Here is a 20,399-nt window from a genome sequence, read left to right as displayed (position 1 = left end):
GACATTACCGCTTCTTTTTGGTTGATGGGGTTTCTGGTAGTGCAGCCAACGTCAGTGCAAAGCCGTTGGGGTAGCGTAAATCGACATGGGTAATTTCTCGCCCTTGGGTTCTTTGCAGTACGACAGGCCAAGCCTGCACAAATCGTCGAATCCGCACCGTAAATGGCAGGGCTCCTGGAATTCCAGCCTGCGGATCCGGCGCCTCGGCTCCTGGATCTCGTCCGAGCTCGAGTGTCAGCCCATTGGAAAGCGTCACACTCATTGCATAGCGTTCGCTCAGTACCACCTTTCGCACTGTGGCATTTAGTGGTGCAAGCCAGCGTTCGAGTTCGGCATAGCGCTGTATGAAAAGAGCTGGCGTGCCCTCGGGGCCGATGAACTGTGGGAGCAACGCATCGTCGTCCAGCTCGCCCTGGTTGGCCGTAAAGATCTGGCCCCAAGTGCTGATCATCTGATTTTCGTTCCATAACGCCCATGGTTGTTGCTCTTCGATTGTGACTCGCAGCGTGCTGGGCCAAACCCTTCTCACCATGGCCGTTCTGATCCACGGTACTGTCTCCAGCACGCTGCGCGTTTGATTCAAGTTGATTGTAAAGAAATTGCCCTGCAATTTGCCGGCAATGGCTGCTTGAACGCTCATTGGCGAGACATATTTCAAGTTTGTGTTGGCCGCCGGCTCGATTTCGATCGTTTGTACCCGAAAGATGGGGCGATTGATCAGCCAGAACACACAACCGGCGAGCATAGCCAACACCGCCAGTACCGCGATGGTATTGGCTAGTCGGTTGATAATGCGCGCTTCGCTCCACACAAATTGCTCCTGTTAGGCCGTCATCGATTGGATGGGTTTGACAATCACGTGAGGCGAACCGACTTTACAACGCGCGGTCTCAAGTATCTCGACGCAAAGCTCCGGATAACTCATGCCAACAGCTTTCGCCGCCATTGGCACAAGCGAGTGCCCCGTCATACCTGGGGCGGTGTTGATTTCAATCAACCAAGGGCGGTCTTGCTCATCCAGCATGAAGTCTGCTCTTGCCCAGCCCTCACACCCAAGTGCGTGATACGCCCGCAACGCTAGCGCCCCTATGTGTTCACTTACATTATCAGCGATCGGTGCAGGGCAAAAATACTGCGTTACGTCGGTAAAATATTTATTCTGATAATCGTAGTTACCTTCAGGTGCAACGATCTGTATAGGCGGGAGGGTTTTCGCTTGCTCGCCAGAGCCGATGATGGCCACAGTAATCTCTTTGCCTTTGACAAATTGTTCAGCGAGAACGACTTTGTCGTATTGCGATGCTTCGCGATAGGCTGCCGAAAGTTCGCTAGGTTTCGTGACTTTGACCACGCCGAGGGTCGAACCCTCATTAGGCGCCTTCAGCATCATCGGCAAGCCTAACTTACTGACCGCCTTCTCAAGTTGATCTTCACTCACAATCTCTGCAAAGCCGGGGGTCATTAAGCCTGCCTGCAACCAGACTTTTTTCGTCATGATTTTGTCGATAGCGATGCTAGACGCCATCGGCCCACTGCCAGTGTAGGGAACGCCCAGCAGCTCAAGTAAGCCCTGCAATGTGCCATCTTCACCGTAACGACCATGCAAAGCAATAAACACGCGATCAAATTTCTGATCAATCAATTCCGCAATCGAGTGCAGCCCTGTATCGAAAAGATGGGCGTCGACTTGTTTGCTTCTCAGCGCCTCGCAAACACCATTGCCGGACATCAGCGAAACTTCGCGCTCAGCGGACCGGCCGCCACACAAAACACCAACCTTGCCGAACTGTGCGTTCATGCAGTTTCTCCGAAGCTATAAGCCACTTTACTAATGGATCCAGCACCCATGACAACCACCACATCACCATCGAGAGCGATATCCCTGATTGCTTGCGGCATTGCGCCGACATCCTCAATAAAAATCGGTTCAACTTTGCCTGCAACTCTGACGCCTCGCGCCAGGGCTCTGCCATCGGCCGCAACCACGGGCTGCTCACCTGCCGCGTAAACCTCTGTCAAAACCACCGCATCGGCGAGGCCGAGTACCCGCACAAAATCTTCAAAGCAGTCACGCGTGCGCGTGTAACGATGCGGCTGAAAAGCCAAAACAATTCGGCGATCGGGCCAGGCACCCCGGGCTGCAGCGAGCGTGGCGGCCATCTCTACTGGATGATGGCCATAATCGTCAATGACAGTAAATTTGCCGCCCTTTGCTGCGGCAAACTCACCCACTTGGGTAAAACGACGACCAACTCCTCTGAACTCAGATAGCGCGCTTGCAATAGCTTGGTCAGAAACACCCAACTCCGTCGCAACCGCAATGGCCGCTAACGCATTTAAGACGTTATGGCGACCGGGTAAATTCAATTCGATCGACAAGCTAGGTAGAACTTCGTTTCTGTCCTTGCGCTGCACATTGAATGACATTCGAGTGCCATTTGCCTGGAGATCAGTCGCGTACACCTGAGCGTCAGCAGTGAACCCATAGGTAGTCACTGGTCGTGAAATAAAGGGAATAATTTCTCTGACGTTCGCGTCATCCACGCAGACCACAGCACTGCCATAAAATGGTAGGCGCTGCGTGAATTCCACAAAGGCACTCTTGAGCTTGGCCACATCATGGCCGTAAGTATCCATGTGATCCGCATCAATATTTGTGATGATGGCCATCACCGGTAAAAGATTCAAGAAAGAGGCATCTGATTCATCCGCTTCAACAACGATGTACTCTCCCTGGCCAAGCGCAGCATTCACACCAGCTGAATTTAGCCTGCCGCCAATCACAAAGGTTGGATCAAGCCCGCCAGCTTCAAGCACATTGGCGACTAGGCTGGTCGTTGTGGTTTTGCCGTGAGTCCCCGCGACAGCGATCCCTCGCTTCAGTCTCATCAACTCTGCCAACATGACAGCCCTCGGGACAACCGGGATGCGTGCCTGTCGCGCGGCAATCACTTCTGGATTGGTATTGGCAACCGCGGTCGATGTCACGATCGCATCAACACCCGTGACGTTGTCTGCATGATGACCAACCGAAATTCTGGCCCCCAGCTTGGCCAGCCGTGCCGTCACCGCGGACTCGGCCAGATCAGAGCCAGAGATGCGATAACCCAAGTTCAACAGAACCTCTGCAATACCGCTCATCCCTGAACCGCCGATGCCGACAAAATGGATCTGCTCGATGCGATGCTTCATGACGTAACCTTACAAACTTGTTCACAAATATCAGCGATGCGATTCGCTGAATCCGGTTGCGCATAGCGCTGAGCTTGAGCTGCGACTTCAGCTAATTCCGCTCGTGTTCTCGCTTGCAACCATTGACTTAACCATAATGCGGTCAAATCCTTTTGCTGTATCAACCACGCGCCGCCCTGTTCAGTTAAATAAACGGCATTGGCTGTTTGATGATCATCAACCGCATGCGGAAACGGCACAAAGAGAGCCGCGACACCTGCTGCTGCCACTTCAGCGACTGTCATCGCGCCCGCGCGACATATAACCAAATCAGCAGTGGCCAAGGCATTTGCCATATCGTCAATGAACGGCAAGCACAGTGCATCGACACCCGCCTGTGCATACTGCTCACTCATTGCGGTGATGTGTTGTGCGCCAGATTGATGAGTGATGACGGGGCGATCTTGCTCAGTAATGAGGCCGACAGCCTGGGGCATAATTCTGTTTAATGCTGTTGCTCCAAGCGATCCGCCAAGCACAAGCACATTAAGCGCTCCGCTTCGTTTAGCGTAACGTTGAGTAGGAGGCTCTAATTTCAATAGATCTGCGCGGACCGGGTTTCCCACCACGCGAGCTTCGGGCAATGAAATGGGGAAGCCTGCAAGCAAGCACTGCGCGAATTTGGCTAACACCGTGTTCGTCATACCCGCGACTGCGTTTTGCTCGTGCACAACCAGTGGCACGCCTTTTAGCCATGAGACCAACCCGCCAGGCAAGGCCACATAACCACCCATGCCCAAGACCACGCTGGGTTTCATCCGAGTAAAGTGACCCCAAACCTGAAACATCGCGCTCAGCAATTGAAAGGGTGCCTTCAGCTTAGTCAGTAGCCCTTTACCTCTAACCCCCGCAAAGTTCACTGCGGATAGCGGATAGCCGCGGGCTGGAACAAGGTGACCCTCCATTTTTTCAGGATTACCCAGCCACGCAACTGACCAACCCCGAGACTTCATCACATCCGCGACAGCAAGGCCAGGCATGATATGCCCGCCTGTACCCCCTGCCATGATCAGAATCAGAGGGTGGCTCATCCGCGTCCTCCTCTCATCATCAAGCGATTCTCAAAATCGATCCGTGCGACCAGTGCTAGCGCACAAAGATTCATCACAATGCCCGAACCACCATAACTCACCAGCGGCAGAGTTAATCCCTTGGTCGGCAACAACCCCAAGCAGACGCCAATGTTGATGAACGTCTGCACTGCAATCCATATACCGACGCCTTGAGCGACCAGGCCGTTAAACACGCGATCCATTGCAATAGCTTGTCGACCAATTTCGAAACACCGTTGCACCACAATAGCAAATAGCAAGATCATTGCTGAAACACCTGCAAAACCGAGTTCTTCGCCTATAACAGCCATGATGAAGTCGGTGTGAGCTTCAGGCAGATAGTGAAGTTTTTCTACACTCGAACCCAAGCCAACGCCAAACCATTGGCCACGACCAATTGCGATGAGTGAATGTGATAACTGATAACCACTACTGAGCGTGGTGGCCGGATTCCACGGATCCAGATAAGCAAATATTCGCGCACGTCGCCACGGTGCGAGCCAAATCAGCAGGGCAAAAACCAAGGGCAACAAAGCTGCCAGTGCGATGAAAATGCGTGCATTGATCCCGCCCAGAAACAGGATGCCGATTGCAATACTAACAATCACCATTAACGCGCCAAGATCTGGTTCGAGCAACAACAGACCAGCAACTGCCAGCAACGCGCAGGCCATGGGTATAAACCCACGCCAGATGTTTTGCATATACTCTTGCTTCCGAACTGTGTAGTCAGCGGCATAAAGCAGCGCGGCGACTTTCATCAGTTCAGATGGCTGGAAATTGATCGGACCAAACGCCAGCCACCGAACCGCATGATTGACCTCTTTACCGACAATCAGCACCAGCAACAGTAATATCAGACAACCGATAAAAATCGCGATGGTGATTTTTTGCCAGGCACCGACTGGTACGGTGTAAACCAGTGCAGCGGCAAGAAAACCGATAGCAACAAAGGCCGCGTGTCTTGCCACAAAATAATATCGGCCGTAGTTGGCAAAGTGAGGGCCATCTGCCAGAGCAATCGACGCCGAATAAACCATCAGCAAACCCACAGAAACCAAGGTGATAACTGCGATCATCAAAAGCGGATCGTAATTACGCATATTGGTGCGATTGGGCCTCACGGCGTTGACGCTATTGGTTAGGTCCGCAAACAGGCTCATACGAGCTCCCCTTGCTCAAGCGCCATTTCATTAACTGCTTCGACAAAGCACTCACCGCGATGTGGGTAGTTGTTGAACATATCAAAGCTTGCGCAAGCCGGCGAAAGCACCACTGCATCCCCGTCAACTGCTTTTGAAAATGCTTTACTGACTGCGTCTATCATGCTGTGCGCGTCTTCACAAACAACGTTTGTTAAAGCTAACGTGTCACGTATCGCAGCAGCAGCCTCACCGATCAGTACGACATGCTTGACGTGCCGACTGACCGCTTCAGCCAGAGGAAGGAAATCCTGACCTTTCCCGACACCGCCCGCGATCAGAATGCTTGGTTTTCCTAAACCTTCGAGCCCAGCCACCGTCGCGCCGACGTTGGTACCCTTGCTGTCATTAAAAAAATCAACACCACGAACTGATCTGACAAACTGCATTCGATGAGGTTCACCCGCGTACTCACTCGCTGCCCGAAGCATCGTTCCCCACGACGCACCTGCCGCGTGAGCCAACAGCAATGCAACCTCGCAATTCAACGCGTTGTGCAGGCCTTTGATAGCGAGCGCTTCAGCGGGCATCATGCGAACAACACGCCCAGGGTGACGTTTCGGTAGGACAGCATCTTTTTTACGCCTTGGGGCAGGCGATTGCTCATTGGCAAATTCGTTGGCTTCGCACTTGACCAACCAATGCACGCCATGACTGGTCTCAAGCCCTAAATCCCCTGACAGGCTCGGTGCACTGCGACCAAACGAGCGTACGTTAACGCCTGCTGGCTCGGCGCACATTTTCATCACCAGTGCGTCATCGCGATTAACGATACTCAAGTCAGCCGATTGGTAAATTTTCTGCTTGGCGGCAGCGTAGGACGCCATATCACCATGCCAGTCCAGATGATCTTGTGTCACGTTCAGCACAACAGCTGCCGTGTAGCGCAAGTTGTGGATCGTTTCCAGCTGAAAGCTCGAAAGTTCAAGCACCCACACCTCGGGCAGGTCGTCTTCGTCCAGTGCGGACATCAAGGCGGTCAGCGCGGCTGGACTGATATTGCCCGCCGCTCGAGCCTTGATGCCAGAGCTCTCAAGCATGTGTTGCGTCAATGCAGTAACGGTCGTTTTACCGTTGGTGCCCGTAATGCCCAGCACTTTTGGTTGGTACCCTGTCCGCTGCTGCAAACTTTGCAACGCCTGAGCAAATAGCTCAATCTCACCAATGACAGGTATGTTGGCCGAACGAGCCGCTTGCAAGAGTTCAGCAACAGGCGACTGCATGGGCGAAAGACCTGGGCTCAACACTAATTGTGAAATGCCCTCAAGCAGCAAGGGCTCAAGGGTTTCACAGCCAAGACGGTAATCAATTGATGCGTCGGGACAACTACGTTGTAATTGCAACAAGCCACCAGGGGCGACACGCGTGTCCGCAACACGCACTTGCCACCCTTGTCTGACACACCACTTCGCAGCAGCGACACCTGTCTCTCCCAACCCTAGGATCAGGAGCTGCTCGTTTGTCGTTTGTAGCAATTGACTCATCTTACTCAACGTATTTTCAAAGACGACAGACCAACCAGAACCAGCATCATGCTGACAATCCAAAACCTCACGACGACCTGTGTTTCTTTCCAACCACTGGCTTCAAAATGGTGGTGAAGCGGGGCCATACGAAGAATCCGGCGGCCTTGTCCATATTTCTTCTTGGTGTATTTGAACCAGCTCACTTGCAACATCACTGAAAGGGTCTCGGCGACAAAGACGCCTCCCATGATAAACAGGACTATTTCCTGTCGGACGATCACCGCAATTGTTGCGAGCATGCCGCCTAGCGCAAGCGCACCGACATCGCCCATGAAAACCTGTGCGGGATAGGCGTTAAACCATAGAAAAGCCAATCCTGCGCCTGCCAGTGCAGCGCACAGAATCATCAGTTCACCAGCGCCAGGTATGTAGGGAAACAAGAGATATTTAGAGTAGTCAACCCGACCGACTACATAGGCAAATACGCCAAGTGCTGAACCAACCATCACCGTGGGCATAATTGCCAAACCGTCCAGGCCGTCAGTCAAATTCACTGCATTGCTGGTACCAACAATCACACACCAGGTTAACGCAATGAAACCAAGGGTTCCAAGAGGGTAACTGACAGACTTGAAGAAAGGCACAATCAAATCAGCGCGTGTTGGCAGGGTGAGCGTGAAACCACTCGATATCCAATCCGAGATCAAGACCCACAAGTTCGCATTGTTTGGCGCCGAGATTGCGAAGGTTAAGTAAATCGCGGCAATTAAGCCGATCACCGCTTGCCAAAAAAACTTCTGCCTGGCTGACATCCCCTCAGGATCCTTATCCACCACTTTTTTATAGTCGTCCGCCCAGCCAATCCAGCCAAACCCAAAAGTGACTAACAAAACGGCCCACACGAAACGATTGGTTAAATCAGCCCACAGGAGCGTGCTCACACCGATAGCAATCAAGATCAGCGCCCCACCCATTGTCGGGGTCCCCGTTTTGACGAGATGAGACTCGAGACCGTAGCTGCGCACCGATTGACCGATCTTCATGGCAGTCAGCCGACGAATCACCAACGGACCGGCAATCAATCCGATTATCAGCGAGGTGGCGCAAGCCAAAACCGCGCGCAAGGTAATGTACTCAAATACCGAGAAGCCTCGAAGTTGATTGTCCGCGAGCCATCCGAATAGCTTAAACAGCATGTTTCACCATATCACTATGCGCTGCCTCGGATATTTCCAGGCAACGCGAGACGATTCTTTCCATGCACATGAAGCGCGATCCTTTTATTAATAAACTCACCGGATTAAGGCTGCGAATCGCATCAACCGCTTGTTCGACTGACTCGCAAACCACCGCAGCAACGCCGAACGCACGTGCGGTTTCCTGAGTCGCATCACCTAAGGTGACTAAATGATTGATTCCGCGCTGCCGGGCGTAAGCGCCGACTTCATGGTGCATCGCAGGGCCGTTTGCGCCCACCTCGCCCATATCACCCAGCACGAGAACGGTAGGGGATTGCATGCCAGCCAACACATCAATTGCGGCACGAACGGAATCCGGGTTGGCATTATAGGTGTCATCGATCAGGATGCTGTCCGGGGCGATTCGATGACACTGCATTCGCCCTTTTACCGCGCTAAAACCCGCTAGCCCTCGTGAAACAGCGGAAATGGGCGCGCCTGCGGCCAGGCAGCAGGCGGCGGCAGCTAATGCGTTACGAACGTTGTGCATACCCGGTATGGACAACGTCAACCGAGACTCACCAGCAGGGGCGTGCAAGTGAAGTGAGGATCCAAACGCATCGACCTCAAGGTCTGTTGCATAGACTGTCGCATCAGACTGCAAACCAAAAGACTGTTGGCGACACTTGCCTGCAAGCGTGCTCCAGAGACTTGAATATTCATCAGCAGCAGGAAAAACAGCAATGCCCTCTGCTGGCAAAGAGCGAAAGACTTGACCATTTTCGACTGCAACCGCTTCGATCGTGGCCATGAACTCTTGATGCTCGCGCTGTGCGTTGTTGACCAGTGCAACCGTTGGCTTGGTCGCGTCAGCAATGATCGAGATCTCACCGGGATGATTCATACCTAACTCGATCACTGCCGCACGATGTATCGAACGCAGGCGCAACAAGGTCAATGGCACGCCAAGGTCATTATTGAGATTACCTTGCGTTGCGAGCTGATTGTCCGCGCCTAGCCAGGCGGCCAACACCGATGAGATCATCTCTTTCGTCGTTGTCTTGCCGTTGCTACCCGTCACGGCGATCACAGGGATATTGAATTGCGACCGCCATGCCTTGCCGAGTTGAAGCAAAGCTGCCCGCGTCTCACCTAAAGCAATCTGGGGAATGGCAGCGGCCAGTACTGGTTCTGCAACGATTGCTGCGCAGGCCCCAGCTTGCGCGACCTGCTGCAAGTAAGCGTGACCGTCGAATTGGTCGCCTCTGAGCGCCAGAAACACTTCACCAGCCCTCAATTTGCGCGAGTCCGTCTGAATGCTGGGCTCTCGCCGCAGCAGCAAAGCAGCGCGTGCCCATTGTCTATCATCGAAGGGGTAGCGGACATTACCGATTTCTTGGTAGGTCTCGTGTCCTTTGCCTGCAAGCAATACCAGATCGTTGGGTTGTGCTTTGAAGATCGTTGTCAGAATCGCTTGAGCGCGATCTGCTTCCGTTGCAACATTTAAATGAGTTGCTGACAGTCCGGACCGAATCTGTTCAAGAATCAACTGAGCAGACTCATGGCGAGGATTATCGCTGGTCAGGACGACATAGTCGGCGGCGTCGGCGGCAATTCTTCCCATCATTGGGCGCTTAGCCGAATCGCGGTCGCCACCGCAGCCGAACACACACCAGAGTTTGCCACCCCCAGCGTGGGCAAGCGGGATCAAACTCGTCAACACCCGCTGCAAAGCATCCGGGGTATGCGCGTAATCAACCACCACAGAAGGCAGTGAGGGGTCCGCTACAACGGGTTCCACATATTGCAAACGACCATCAACCGACGTCAACGAACCCAGTGCGCCCGCAATACGTCCTGCATCCACGCCAAGTTCGGACAACACGCCAGCGACACACAATAAATTAGACACATTGTGCTGACCGACAACCTTTACTGCAATCGGTTGCATAGCTTGTTTGACGCATAGGTCAAAGTTGACGCTCGCGGAACCAAGCTTCACCGCTGCGGCTCGTATGTCGGCTAGTTGACTCAACTTGGTCGAGTAGGTCAATGCCTTAAATCGCATTGACTGAGCAAATCTTTGACCAACCACATCCTCAATATTGATCACTGCTCGCGTCAATTCAGGCCAGTCAAACAAGGCTCGCTTAGCTGCCTCATAGCTTGCCATATCGCCATGATAATCAAGATGATCATGAGATAGATTCGTAAATGCAGCGACAGCCAGACGAACACCGCTAAGCCTTCCTTGTTCAATGCCCACTGATGATGCTTCGATGGCAACGTACTCAGCTCCTGCGGCACGCAGTGAGGCTAAAGCACGATGAACAGAGATGACGTCAGGCGTGGTGAGGTCACTCGACTCAAGGCGTCCATCAGGAAACGAAACCCCCAGCGTTCCAATGGTTCCGGCTTTTAAGCCGAGGCTGTTCAAAGCAGTCGCTAACCAATTGACGCAAGAGGTCTTCCCATTCGTTCCGGTTACTGCGACGATGTGCAAATGCGAAGAGGGTTGGCCGTACCAACGATCGGCCAGCTCAGCCATACGCTGCTTAAGGCCCACGACACCTAGCAACAGCGCGCCCTGAGGCGCAACAGACAGCACAAACTGCTGATACTCAGATTCATCCGTGACATCAATCAGCACGGCCGCTGCACCTCGACTGACGGCATCGCCGACGTAACGTCGACCATCACCGATCACGCCGTCGCACGCCACAAATACATCGCCAATTTGGATTGCCCGTGAGTTGCCACTCAAATTCGCTTGAGGAGACGAATGCAGTCTCAGCAGGTCAATTAATGTCTGGGTATCTGTCGTTGCTTCGATGAGGCTCGAGTGCATTATCTGACCACCCCTGGCGTCACGGTGGCGACACTCGAATCAAACGGTGCATCAGGCTGAATACCAAGAATTCGCAAGGTACCGCCCACAATATTTGAAAAGACCGGGGCGGCAATCTTACCGCCGTAATAAACCCCAGCCTGCGGCTCATCTATGGTGACAGCGACGATAATTCGGGGATTTGACACTGGTGCCATGCCAACAAACGAAGCGCGATAACGACTGGTGCTGTACTGGCCGTTGACAATCTTGCGAGCTGTACCGCTTTTACCTGCCACGCGATAACCCTGCACATGCGCTGCCTTCGCCCCATCCGGGCCAGCCGCGGCCTCAAGCATCACTCGAATCTTTTCCGCAATTTCTGGAGGATATACTCGATTGGTCTCTGGTATTTGATCGCGCTTGAGCAGTGTCAACCCGATCATGTCACCTTGTCTCGCAAAGGTCGTATAGGCACGCGCCATCTGCAGCAAGGATACCGATAGCCCATAGCCGTATGACATGGTGGCTTTTTCAATCAGACGCCAGCGCTCCCAAGGCCTTAACCTTCCCGCTGCGGCACCTGGAAAGCCGGTCTGAGGCGCCTGACCTAAGCCCAACTCGGTAAAGCGACTCCACATTTCTTTCGCTTCAAGGCGCTCCGAAATCATGGTCATACCGATATTGCTCGATTTAAGTAAAACGCCTGCTGGGGTCAAGACCCCATTTCTACTCACGTCGGTAATCGTGGCACCCTGATATTGAAACTTGCCGTTGCCGGTGTTGAACTGCGTATTCATGTCAATACGCTTGAGATCCAGTGCAAGGGCGACGGTGAATGGTTTCATGATCGAGCCTGGCTCGAAGGTGTCGGTTAGCGCCTGATTACGCAAGTTACCGCCGTGAAAACTATCGCGCAGATTTGGATCGTAAGTGGGCATATTGCCAAGCGCCAGGATTTCGCCGGTTTGCACATCGACCACGACAGCGGCAGCGCCCTTGGCGTTATTAGCTGTCATGGCCTCTTGCAAGGCACGATAGACTTGATACTGAATGCGCGTATCAATCGTCAGCTTCACATCGCGCCCATCAACCGGCAGATTAACCGCGCGGACATCTTCGATCACCCGACCGAGCCGATCAGCCATGACGCGACGACTGCCGGGTCGCCCTTTCAATTCATCGTTGAAGGCGTACTCAACGCCTTCCTGCCCTTTATCTTCAAGGTTATTGAAGCCGACGATATTAGCCATGACCTCGCCTTCGGGGTAATAGCGCTTGGTTTCGTCATCTTGATTAACACCCGGTATTTTTAGTTCAGCGATTTTTTGCGCAACATCTAGCGGCACCTGCCGTTGTAAATAAACGAAGCTCTTGTCTTCGTTTTGCAATTTTTTATCCAGCTCAGCTGGTTTCATCGACAGCAACTCAGCGAGGGCATTAAGTTTTGCACGCGGGGCGTCGTTGACGTTTTCCGGTACCGCCCAGATTGCCTTGGCTGGCATACTGGCCGCTAATACCACCCCGTTACGATCTGAGATTTTGCCGCGAGTCGCTGGCAGAGAGCGCGTGCGCGTGTACCGCTCATCACCTTTCTGGATCAAGAAGTCGGTGGTCACCACCTGCAAGTAAAGGGCTCTTGCCACTAACGCAGCAAAAGCCAAGAACAGCAATATCTGCACAAGTTTTGCACGCCACAAAGGAAAACTCACATGCAAAACGGGGCTATTGAAAAATGGCAGGCGCTTCATTTTCTATCCCCCTCTTGAGGGACCGTGGGGACACTTGGCGCTTGGTTTATGTAAGCGGTACGGTCAGGAACAATGGACACCATTTGCAGACGCTCACGAGCAATCCGATCGATGCGGGCGTTGCGCGAAAGCTCCGATCTCTCAAGCTGAAGCTGACGCCAGTCGACTTCATGGCCACGAGCAATTGTTCTAGCCTGCTCAAGCTCAACAAATGTCTGACGCGCCTGATATCTGGATGTGACCAAAGAAATCGCTGACAGCATCAGCAACACGGCAACGACCAGATTCAGACGCCCCATTACTGCCCCCCTTTTCGGACTCGTCGCTTTGCGGGCGCTGTCGAGGTAATAAAGGCTTGAGCACCCTCTGCCGGCAATGGCGTAGCCGTTCGTTGAGCAACTCTCAGTACGGCTGAGCGTGAGCGTGGGTTTTCTTTGATTTCTTGCTCGCTAGCTAGGACTCTTGCTAGTGCATTGAGCACTGGTTGAGGCATTTCACTTTCACGCAGAGGTAACCGAGCGTAGGCGGCTTCAGGACGAGATGCCGCTGCAATGAACTGCTTGACAACGCGATCTTCCAGAGAGTGGAAGCTGATCACGGCCATACGTCCGCCTGTTTTTAATAAAGTTAAAGTTGCCTGGATGGCGCCCTCGAGTTCCTCGAGCTCCCGATTGATGTAAATCCGTAGAGCTTGAAACGTCCTTGTCGCTGGATGTTGGCCCTTTTCGCGCGTGCGGACGGTGTTTGACACGAGCTCGGCGAGGTCGAGCGTTGTGTTAAATGGCCGTGCTGCGCGGCGAGCAGCAATCGCCTTTGCAATCTGAAAAGCAAACCGTTCTTCGCCATAATGACTAATGACCTCCTGCATGTTGTCAACCGTTGCTACTTCTAGCCACTGCGCAGCGGTTTCACCGCGCGAAGTGTCCATCCTCATATCAAGCGGGCCATCCCGCATGAAAGAGAATCCACGTTGTGCGTCATCAATTTGGGGAGACGAAACCCCAATATCCAACATCACACCGTCCACCGCTTCGATGCCCAAGTCGCCCAGCGACTCAATCATCGAACTAAAACCTTCGTGTACCACCGTCACGCGCGAATCGATCCGAGCAAGATCTTCAGCCACTTCAATAGCCTGAGGATCTTTATCAAACACAACCAGCCGCGCATTGGCACCCAGTTTGGTCAACAACAACCGACTGTGCCCGCCTCGACCAAATGTTCCGTCTACAAACACCCCATCCGAAACACTAGCAACCAGGCCAGCGCTCGTCGTACCGACCTTGCGCTTACCAAACTGCTCTAGCACTAAAGCATCGACGGTCGGCTCAAGCAAAACTGGCCGATGAACAAAATTATTCACGGCTTAAAACGAGAACTGATTCAGTACGTCACCCATGCCTTGCGACAAATCAGCAGCCTCTCGCTGAGCGAGGGCCGCTGCATCCCATAGTTCAAAGTGGCTAGCCATGCCCAACAGCATGACGTCTCGCTCGAGACCAACCGCCTGACGCAACTCAGGGGCAATCAAAATACGGCCAGAGCTGTCAATCTCGACATCTTGCGCACTGCCTAGCAACAGCCGCTGTAACCCGCGAGCCTGCATCGGAAAAGCGGCAATTTGCTCACGCTTTTTTGCCCACTCGGGACGGGGGTACATCAACAAGCAACCATCAGGGTGGCGCGTCAACGTCAGGCAGCCAGCGGCCAGCTCGACGAGGACGTCGCGATGCCGGGTTGGAACGTTAATCCTCCCCTTGCCATCCAACGTCAGTGCGCTGCTTCCTTGAAACACTTGAAATCCCCACAATTTTGCACAAATATGCACTTTTCACCACTTTAAGGGATGAAAAAATAGCGGTCAAGCTAAATATTGGGAAATTTCAATGACAGCAAGGACTTAGAAGTTTTTTATAATATTTTTTTGAAAAAATAATTCAATAAATCAATATGTTGAAGAGTGATTTAAAAGTGGTTTGTGCGCTGAGGTTTGAACGCCCTAGGGGAAACCCTAGGACAAATAAAGGAGGGGAGTTGCAAAGCAGATCTATAGGCCGGATTTTGTAAACCGGTTTTCACCGGTCGGCAATCATTCCTCTGGGCCTGCCATTGCTGACAGGCTCTAGCCATCTACCCGCATACTTGAACGAACCGCCCGTCGCGACCGAGGTCACACGCATGCCTATTTGATGTTGCTCCGGATAGAGGTTGCCGCGTTTCACCCTGCAGTGCTGCGTCGCTTGCGCAACGCTTCATCACGGCCAGGCCGTGGCGGAGTGAGTTTTAAGGCTCACCCACACTGCAGACTCGTCTCTGTGGCCCTATTCCTCAGATCATTTCGCGCCAGGCGCGTCAGTCACTGGACGGTCGTTAACCGTTATCCTGTTCTACGGAGTCCGGACCTTCCTCGATGCCGATAGCACCGCGATTGCCCAATCTGCTTTGCACTCCCATTGTACGGCCGCCACGTGAAAGCGTAACAACCTGCGACAATACGGGTCTTTCTCGACAAACTGGTCGAGGTTCAAATTTTAAAATCGATCCATGGCCACTCAAGCTCTCATCACACTCAACAAGGTGCATCTCGCCTACGGCCATCATCCCCTTCTCGACGGAGCAGATCTGGCAATTCAATCTTCTGAGCGAATCGGACTGATCGGCCGCAATGGCGCCGGCAAGTCATCGTTGCTTCGTATCCTGGATGGTCGAACTGCACCGGATGATGGTGCCATCAACATTGCAGGCCATGTCAAAGTCGCGACGGTCGAGCAAGAGCCAACGCTAGATGAGACACTCACCATCGAAGAGACGGTGTTTGGTGAGCCAGATCCGGATGATGAGGATTGGCAGCGGGCGTCGCGGGTGAAAGCTTTGATTGATAAGTTAGGGCTACCTCCGGAGGCGCTTGTCGGTGGGCTCTCAGGCGGGATGCGAAAACGAGTTGCCTTGATCCGTGCAATCGCAGATCAACCGTCTTTGCTGTTACTTGACGAGCCGACCAATCACCTAGATCTTGATGGGATTAATTGGCTCGAGGCAACCCTCAAACAATGGCCTGGCAGCGCAATCATCATTACCCACGATCGAAGATTTCTCGATGCAGTGTCTACACGAATTGTCGAACTCGATCGCGGTCAGTTATTGAGTTTTCCGGGTAATTTTTCAGACTGGCAGATCCACAAGGCGCAATGGCTCGAAGCCCAACGATTAGAAAACGCCCGGTTTGATAAGTTACTCGCGCAAGAAGAAATTTGGATCCGCAAAGGCGTTGAGGCAAGACGGACTCGTAATGAGGGACGCGTGCGGCGCCTGCAACAATTACGCCGTGAACATGAACAGCGCCGTGATCGGCAAGGCAACGTTCAACTCGCACTCGATGCTGGCCAGCGTTCAGGCAAACTAGTAGCCGAACTCGAAAATGTCTGCAAGAGTTTCGGCGATAAAGTGGTGGTGAACAACTATTCGACCACGATTCTGCGTGGTGATCGTATTGGCTTGATCGGCCCGAATGGTGCAGGCAAATCAACGCTATTGAAACTAATCCTGGGCACACTACAAGCAGACAGTGGCTCGATCAAGCTCGGTACCAATTTGAGTGTGGCCTATTTTGATCAAATGCGTACGCAACTCGACGAAACCGCCACGCTGATGGATGTGATCAACCCGGGCAGTGAGTGGATCGAGATTGGTGGCGAACGCAAACATGTGATGAGCTATCTCGGTGACTTTCTATTTGCACCCGCCCGCGCGAAGTCTCCAGTCAGTAGCCTGTCGGGGGGCGAGAGAGCGAGACTATTGCTGGCACGACTATTCGCGCGGCCTGCCAATATTCTGGTCCTGGACGAACCCACGAACGACCTTGATATCGAAACGCTAGAGTTACTCGAAGAACTTTTACAAGATTACCCGGGCACCGTTCTGTTAGTCAGTCACGATAGAAGCTTTTTGGATAATGTGGTGACTCAGACCATTGTCAGTGAGGGCGATGGCACCTGGCGCGATTACGTTGGTGGCTTTGCCGATTGGCAGAGACAACGCAGCACTCAAGCTGTTACGTCACAAACCAGTCAATTAAAAGACGCTGGCGCCAAAGGCGGCGCGAGCGCCAGTAACGTGACAAAAAGCAAAGTGACTAAACTGGCTCCCTGGGAGGTCAAAGAACTGGAGCAGTTGCCAGCCGAAATTGCTGGGCTCGAGCAAGAGCAGGAAAAGCTCGTCTCTGCACTGAGCAGCGGGGAGTTATACACCGACCGAGCTAGTGAGCGCCTTGAGATCGAAGCAAAACTCAAAAAGCTCGAGGAAACGATGTCCCTCCGCTTCGCCCGATGGGAAGCACTCGAAGCGAAGTCCGTCTAGCCCTGTGGCGCGATGCTCCAGGGCAATGACTCGCCCGCCGCCAAGGGCACCAAATGCTCTGAGCCATAGCTTAATTCGTTGGGTATCTGATAAGGCGTGCGTACGAGCGTAATCGTGTCCCTGTTGCGCGGCAAACCATAAAAATCAGGCCCCCGTTGACTGGCGAAAGCCTCAAGCCGATCTAACCGACCAGCCCGATCGAAGGCTGTAGCATATAGCTGCATGCCATGCACGGCTGTATAGCAACCAGCACAGCCACAAGAGTGTTCTTTTAAATGTTTCGCGTGCGGCGCACTGTCGGTACCCAGAAAGAAACGATCGCTATCGCTCGTTGCAGCATCAAGCAGTGCCTGCCTGTGCAATTCACGCTTTAAGATCGGCAGACAGTACCAATGCGGTCGCAGGCCACCTTGAAAGATGGCATTGCGGTTGTAAAGCAGGTGCTGTGCTGTGATTGTCGCAGCAACTGGCCCATCCGCATCACGCACATAATCAACGCCTTCTTTCGTTGTGAGATGCTCAAAAACAACCTTTAATGAAGGAAACGCCTGACGCAGTGGCTTCATCACCTGATCAATAAATATTGCCTCGCGATCAAAAACATCGACGGAGGGATCGGTCACTTCACCGTGCATCAATAAAGGCAGCCCATTTCGTTGCATCCGCTCAAGTGTGCGGGCACATTGACCGAGCAGATCGGTCACGCCTGCATCTGAGTTAGTGGTAGCCCCAGCGGGATAAAGCTTTACGGCGACAACGTGTTCGGATTCGCTCGCTCGATCAATCTCGTCTGGCGTTGTTTTATCGGTCAGATATAAGGTCATCAGCGGGTTAAACTTTTGCACGACGCTTGATTGATCAGATTGAGCCGCCAACGCCTGCATGATCCTCAAACGATATTCCAAGGCTTGCTTGACAGTCGTAACAGGTGGCTTCAAATTAGGCATGACGATCGCACGACCAAATTGTCTTGCAGTATCCGCCACAATGGCCCGTAACCCTTCCCCGTCCCGCAGATGAATATGCCAATCGTCTGGCCGTGTCAGCGTAAGCGTATCGGTTGTCATTCTTATTCGCTCAAAGGCAAGGCACGCTCGACTAAGGCAGCGAACATGGCACTACCCGTAGGGATGACGGCATCATTGAAGTCGAAGCGAGGATTGTGTAAAAACTTGCCCTCTTCTGCACCGCCTTGTCCCAGCCGAAAATAAGCGCCAGGTTTCACTTGAAGCATATAAGCAAAATCCTCACTTCCCATAGAGGGAGTGAGATTGCCGATAACTTTATCAGCGCCAAAGAGATCGGTTGCCACATCTATTAAAAAACTTGTCTGTTTAGCAGAATTGATGGTGGCGGGATAGCCGCGTTTATAAGTGAACTCTGCTGTCGCACCATACCCTTCCGGTACAGACTTGATCAAGTCACGCATGCGTTGCTCGACTAATTTCTGCACATCTTCTTTAAAGGTTCGGACTGTCCCCACCAGTCGCACTTCACTTGGAATGACGCTAGATGCCGCAGGATTGCCGGCCTGTATGGCACCAAAAGAAATCACAGCCGAGTCCGCAGGATGGACATTTCGTGACACAACAGTTTGCAACGCAGTGATCAATTGCGCCGCAATGACAATTGGGTCAATGGCAAGGTAGGGGTGAGCTCCATGACCGCCACGGCCTTTAATCACAATTTCAAACCGATCAGAAGCGGCCATCATCGGTCCTGGATTAATCCCGATCACCCCTGCTGGCAGGGCTGGCCAGTTGTGCATCGCGTATATTTCATCACAGGGAAACCGCTCAAACAGGCCATCCTTGAGCATAGCGGTGGCTCCGCCAAGTCCTTCTTCTGCTGGCTGAAAAATTACCACTGCCGTACCATCAAAGTTTCTTGTTTGCGCGAGGTATTTAGCCGCACCCAGCAAAACCGTTGTGTGTCCATCATGGCCACACGCATGCATCAATCCATTTTGCTTCGAGCAGTAGGACGCATCGCCTTCTTCGTTGATGGGCAAGGCATCCATGTCGGCGCGCAGTCCCACCATACGTCCTGTCGTATTTTGCTTGCCCCTGATAACCCCGACGACACCTGTCTTCCCGACCTGGCGATGAACCTCTATACCCAAGGCCTCCAGTGCGCCAGCGACGATACCAGAGGTGCGAACCTCTTCGAAGCCCAATTCAGGGTTAGCGTGCAAATCTCGACGGATTGCGGTGAGTTCTTCATGAAAAAGACGGATAGCATCGAGCGGTGAGCGTGCTTTCATATTTGGGCGCGAGGGTAAACGTGTAAGATAGTTAAGTGTAACTCTGTTACAAAATTGCTACATTGGTGATGGACATTGATTTTGTCACCACAATGAGTGTGATTGTCGCCCAAAGCAGTTATGCTTTGGGATTGTGTTTATTCATCCTGACAAGGAGAGCCCGAAAATGGCCACTGCAACAAAAACGGCAGCGCGAAAGCCAAACGCCGCATTTATGAAACCACTGACCCCCAGCCCGATTCTCGCGGCCGTGATCGGTGCCGAGGCAGTGCCTCGTACTGAAGTGACCAAGCGTATTTGGGATTACATCAAAAAGCACGACCTACAAGATCCTGCAAACCGTCGCAATATTAACGCTGACGCGAAACTCAAGCCCTTGTTTGAAAAAGATCAGGTGTCGATGTTTGAATTGACAAAAATCGTCAGCGGCCATCTGAAGTAAGCCCACGCGGTTGTGTATAAATAAAAAGGGCTCTGGAGCCCTTTTTTATTATTGGCCTATGACGACAAACCTAGGGTGTTTTGAATTCAAGCAAGGCTAGCCACCCTTTGACCACACGATAGAGCGCCCAGACCGTTGTTACAACAAGGCCGAGATAGCCAATAAATATGTATGTCCCCAACAGGCTGACTAAAACCCATAGCAATGCCCACCAGAAGGTGTAAGAAAGCCAATTGAAATGGCTTGCGTAAACAGTGCCCGCGACGTCACCTCGTTTGACATAAATAATCACGATGGCAGCAACGGTGGCAGCGGCAAAGACCCAGGTGACTAGGCCAAGTGCAAACAAGCCATACACCACGTGAGTTAACACACGCAAATCAACTTGTTTGAGCTGGTCAGGCGTTGGTTCACTCATCATAAATTCTCCGTTAAACAAGTTAGCTTTTATCTTACCTGACCTTGCTCAGACTGTTTAGATGAAAACATCTTTTTGTCGCACTGATTGCCAGACAGCTTTTGGTTAAAGTGTCCATGCAAAGACAAACCCCCGCGAGCTTGATGCTGGCGGGGGTTTGAGGGGTAAGAGCTTGACAATGACCTACTTTCACAGACGTACGTCCACTATCAT

At 52.6% G+C, this 20,399-nt stretch carries 17 protein-coding genes and 1 other RNA gene; 2 read left to right on the top strand and 16 right to left on the bottom strand.

The window, feature by feature from the left end:
- Positions 1–4 precede the first annotated feature (4 nt).
- The 13 genes from BCM14_RS01000 to rnpB form a co-directional block, all read right to left on the bottom strand.
- The gene (locus BCM14_RS01000) at positions 5–811 is read right to left on the bottom strand and encodes a cell division protein FtsQ/DivIB (RefSeq protein ID WP_106226147.1); all 807 of its coding nucleotides are present in this window, start codon (positions 809–811) and stop codon (positions 5–7) included.
- 12 nt (positions 812–823) lie between these two features.
- Positions 824–1,798 carry a D-alanine--D-alanine ligase gene (locus BCM14_RS00995; protein WP_106226146.1) on the bottom strand — a complete coding sequence of 325 codons (975 nt, stop codon included), beginning with the start codon at positions 1,796–1,798 and terminating at the stop codon, positions 824–826.
- Positions 1,795–3,192, bottom strand: a complete 1,398-nt coding sequence (gene murC / locus BCM14_RS00990) for a UDP-N-acetylmuramate--L-alanine ligase (RefSeq protein WP_106226145.1) — start codon at positions 3,190–3,192, stop codon at positions 1,795–1,797. The genes BCM14_RS00995 and murC overlap by 4 nt, the downstream gene beginning before the upstream one ends.
- Positions 3,189–4,262, bottom strand: a complete 1,074-nt coding sequence (gene murG, locus BCM14_RS00985; protein ID WP_106226144.1) for an undecaprenyldiphospho-muramoylpentapeptide beta-N-acetylglucosaminyltransferase — start codon at positions 4,260–4,262, stop codon at positions 3,189–3,191. The genes murC and murG overlap by 4 nt, the downstream gene beginning before the upstream one ends.
- Positions 4,259–5,446 carry a putative lipid II flippase FtsW gene (ftsW, locus tag BCM14_RS00980; protein ID WP_106226143.1) on the bottom strand — a complete coding sequence of 396 codons (1,188 nt, stop codon included), beginning with the start codon at positions 5,444–5,446 and terminating at the stop codon, positions 4,259–4,261. The genes murG and ftsW overlap by 4 nt, the downstream gene beginning before the upstream one ends.
- Positions 5,443–6,969, bottom strand: coding sequence for a UDP-N-acetylmuramoyl-L-alanine--D-glutamate ligase (gene murD, locus BCM14_RS00975; RefSeq protein WP_106226142.1), 1,527 nt, complete (start codon positions 6,967–6,969; stop codon positions 5,443–5,445). The genes ftsW and murD overlap by 4 nt, the downstream gene beginning before the upstream one ends.
- Positions 6,970–6,974: 5 nt before the next feature.
- A complete protein-coding gene (gene mraY / locus BCM14_RS00970; RefSeq protein WP_106226141.1) occupies positions 6,975–8,147 on the bottom strand; it encodes a phospho-N-acetylmuramoyl-pentapeptide-transferase in 1,173 nt (390 codons plus the stop codon).
- Positions 8,137–10,977, bottom strand: a complete 2,841-nt coding sequence (gene murF, locus BCM14_RS00965) for a bifunctional UDP-N-acetylmuramoyl-L-alanyl-D-glutamate--2,6-diaminopimelate ligase MurE/UDP-N-acetylmuramoyl-tripeptide--D-alanyl-D-alanine ligase MurF (protein ID WP_106226140.1) — start codon at positions 10,975–10,977, stop codon at positions 8,137–8,139. Before murF ends, mraY begins: the two co-directional genes overlap by 11 nt.
- Positions 10,977–12,707: a peptidoglycan D,D-transpeptidase FtsI family protein gene (locus tag BCM14_RS00960; protein ID WP_106226139.1), complete on the bottom strand. Its 1,731-nt coding sequence runs from the start codon at positions 12,705–12,707 to the stop codon at positions 10,977–10,979. Before BCM14_RS00960 ends, murF begins: the two co-directional genes overlap by 1 nt.
- Entirely contained in the window at positions 12,704–13,006 is a 303-nt protein-coding gene (gene ftsL / locus BCM14_RS00955; RefSeq protein WP_106226138.1) for a cell division protein FtsL, read from the bottom strand. The genes BCM14_RS00960 and ftsL overlap by 4 nt, the downstream gene beginning before the upstream one ends.
- On the bottom strand, positions 13,006–14,070 hold the full coding sequence (gene rsmH, locus BCM14_RS00950) for a 16S rRNA (cytosine(1402)-N(4))-methyltransferase RsmH (RefSeq protein WP_106226137.1): 1,065 nt from the start codon (positions 14,068–14,070) through the stop codon (positions 13,006–13,008). The genes ftsL and rsmH overlap by 1 nt, the downstream gene beginning before the upstream one ends.
- A gap of 3 nt (positions 14,071–14,073) precedes the next feature.
- A complete protein-coding gene (gene mraZ / locus BCM14_RS00945; protein WP_106226189.1) occupies positions 14,074–14,502 on the bottom strand; it encodes a division/cell wall cluster transcriptional repressor MraZ in 429 nt (142 codons plus the stop codon).
- Between the two features lie 239 nt (positions 14,503–14,741).
- Positions 14,742–15,151: RNase P RNA component class A (rnpB, locus tag BCM14_RS00940), an RNA gene on the bottom strand.
- A 100-nt stretch (positions 15,152–15,251) separates the two neighbouring features.
- Between rnpB and BCM14_RS00935 the strand changes: the two genes are divergently transcribed.
- The gene (locus tag BCM14_RS00935; protein ID WP_106226136.1) at positions 15,252–17,063 is read left to right on the top strand and encodes an ATP-binding cassette domain-containing protein; all 1,812 of its coding nucleotides are present in this window, start codon (positions 15,252–15,254) and stop codon (positions 17,061–17,063) included.
- Here the strand turns inward: BCM14_RS00935 and pyrC are convergent.
- On the bottom strand, positions 17,060–18,130 hold the full coding sequence (pyrC, locus tag BCM14_RS00930; RefSeq protein ID WP_106226135.1) for a dihydroorotase: 1,071 nt from the start codon (positions 18,128–18,130) through the stop codon (positions 17,060–17,062). The genes BCM14_RS00935 and pyrC overlap by 4 nt on opposite strands.
- Before the next feature lie 2 nt (positions 18,131–18,132).
- Positions 18,133–19,326, bottom strand: a complete 1,194-nt coding sequence (locus BCM14_RS00925; protein WP_106226134.1) for a M20 aminoacylase family protein — start codon at positions 19,324–19,326, stop codon at positions 18,133–18,135.
- A gap of 166 nt (positions 19,327–19,492) precedes the next feature.
- Here BCM14_RS00925 and BCM14_RS00920 point away from each other — a divergent pair, with 166 nt between their 5' ends.
- Positions 19,493–19,768: an SWIB/MDM2 domain-containing protein gene (locus BCM14_RS00920; protein ID WP_106226133.1), complete on the top strand. Its 276-nt coding sequence runs from the start codon at positions 19,493–19,495 to the stop codon at positions 19,766–19,768.
- 70 nt (positions 19,769–19,838) lie between these two features.
- On the opposite strand, the gene BCM14_RS00915 is transcribed toward BCM14_RS00920, so the two are convergent.
- Complete coding sequence (locus tag BCM14_RS00915; protein WP_106226132.1) at positions 19,839–20,186, bottom strand: DUF4870 family protein; 348 nt, start codon at positions 20,184–20,186, stop codon at positions 19,839–19,841.
- Positions 20,187–20,399 lie beyond the last annotated feature (213 nt).

Origin of the sequence: Jezberella montanilacus (genome assembly GCF_003003055.1) — a bacterium.
GTDB lineage: Bacteria > Pseudomonadota > Gammaproteobacteria > Burkholderiales > Burkholderiaceae_B > Zwartia > Zwartia montanilacus.
The sequence above is the reverse complement of the archived record's forward strand: the minus strand, read 5'-3'. Positions and strand labels throughout refer to the sequence as shown.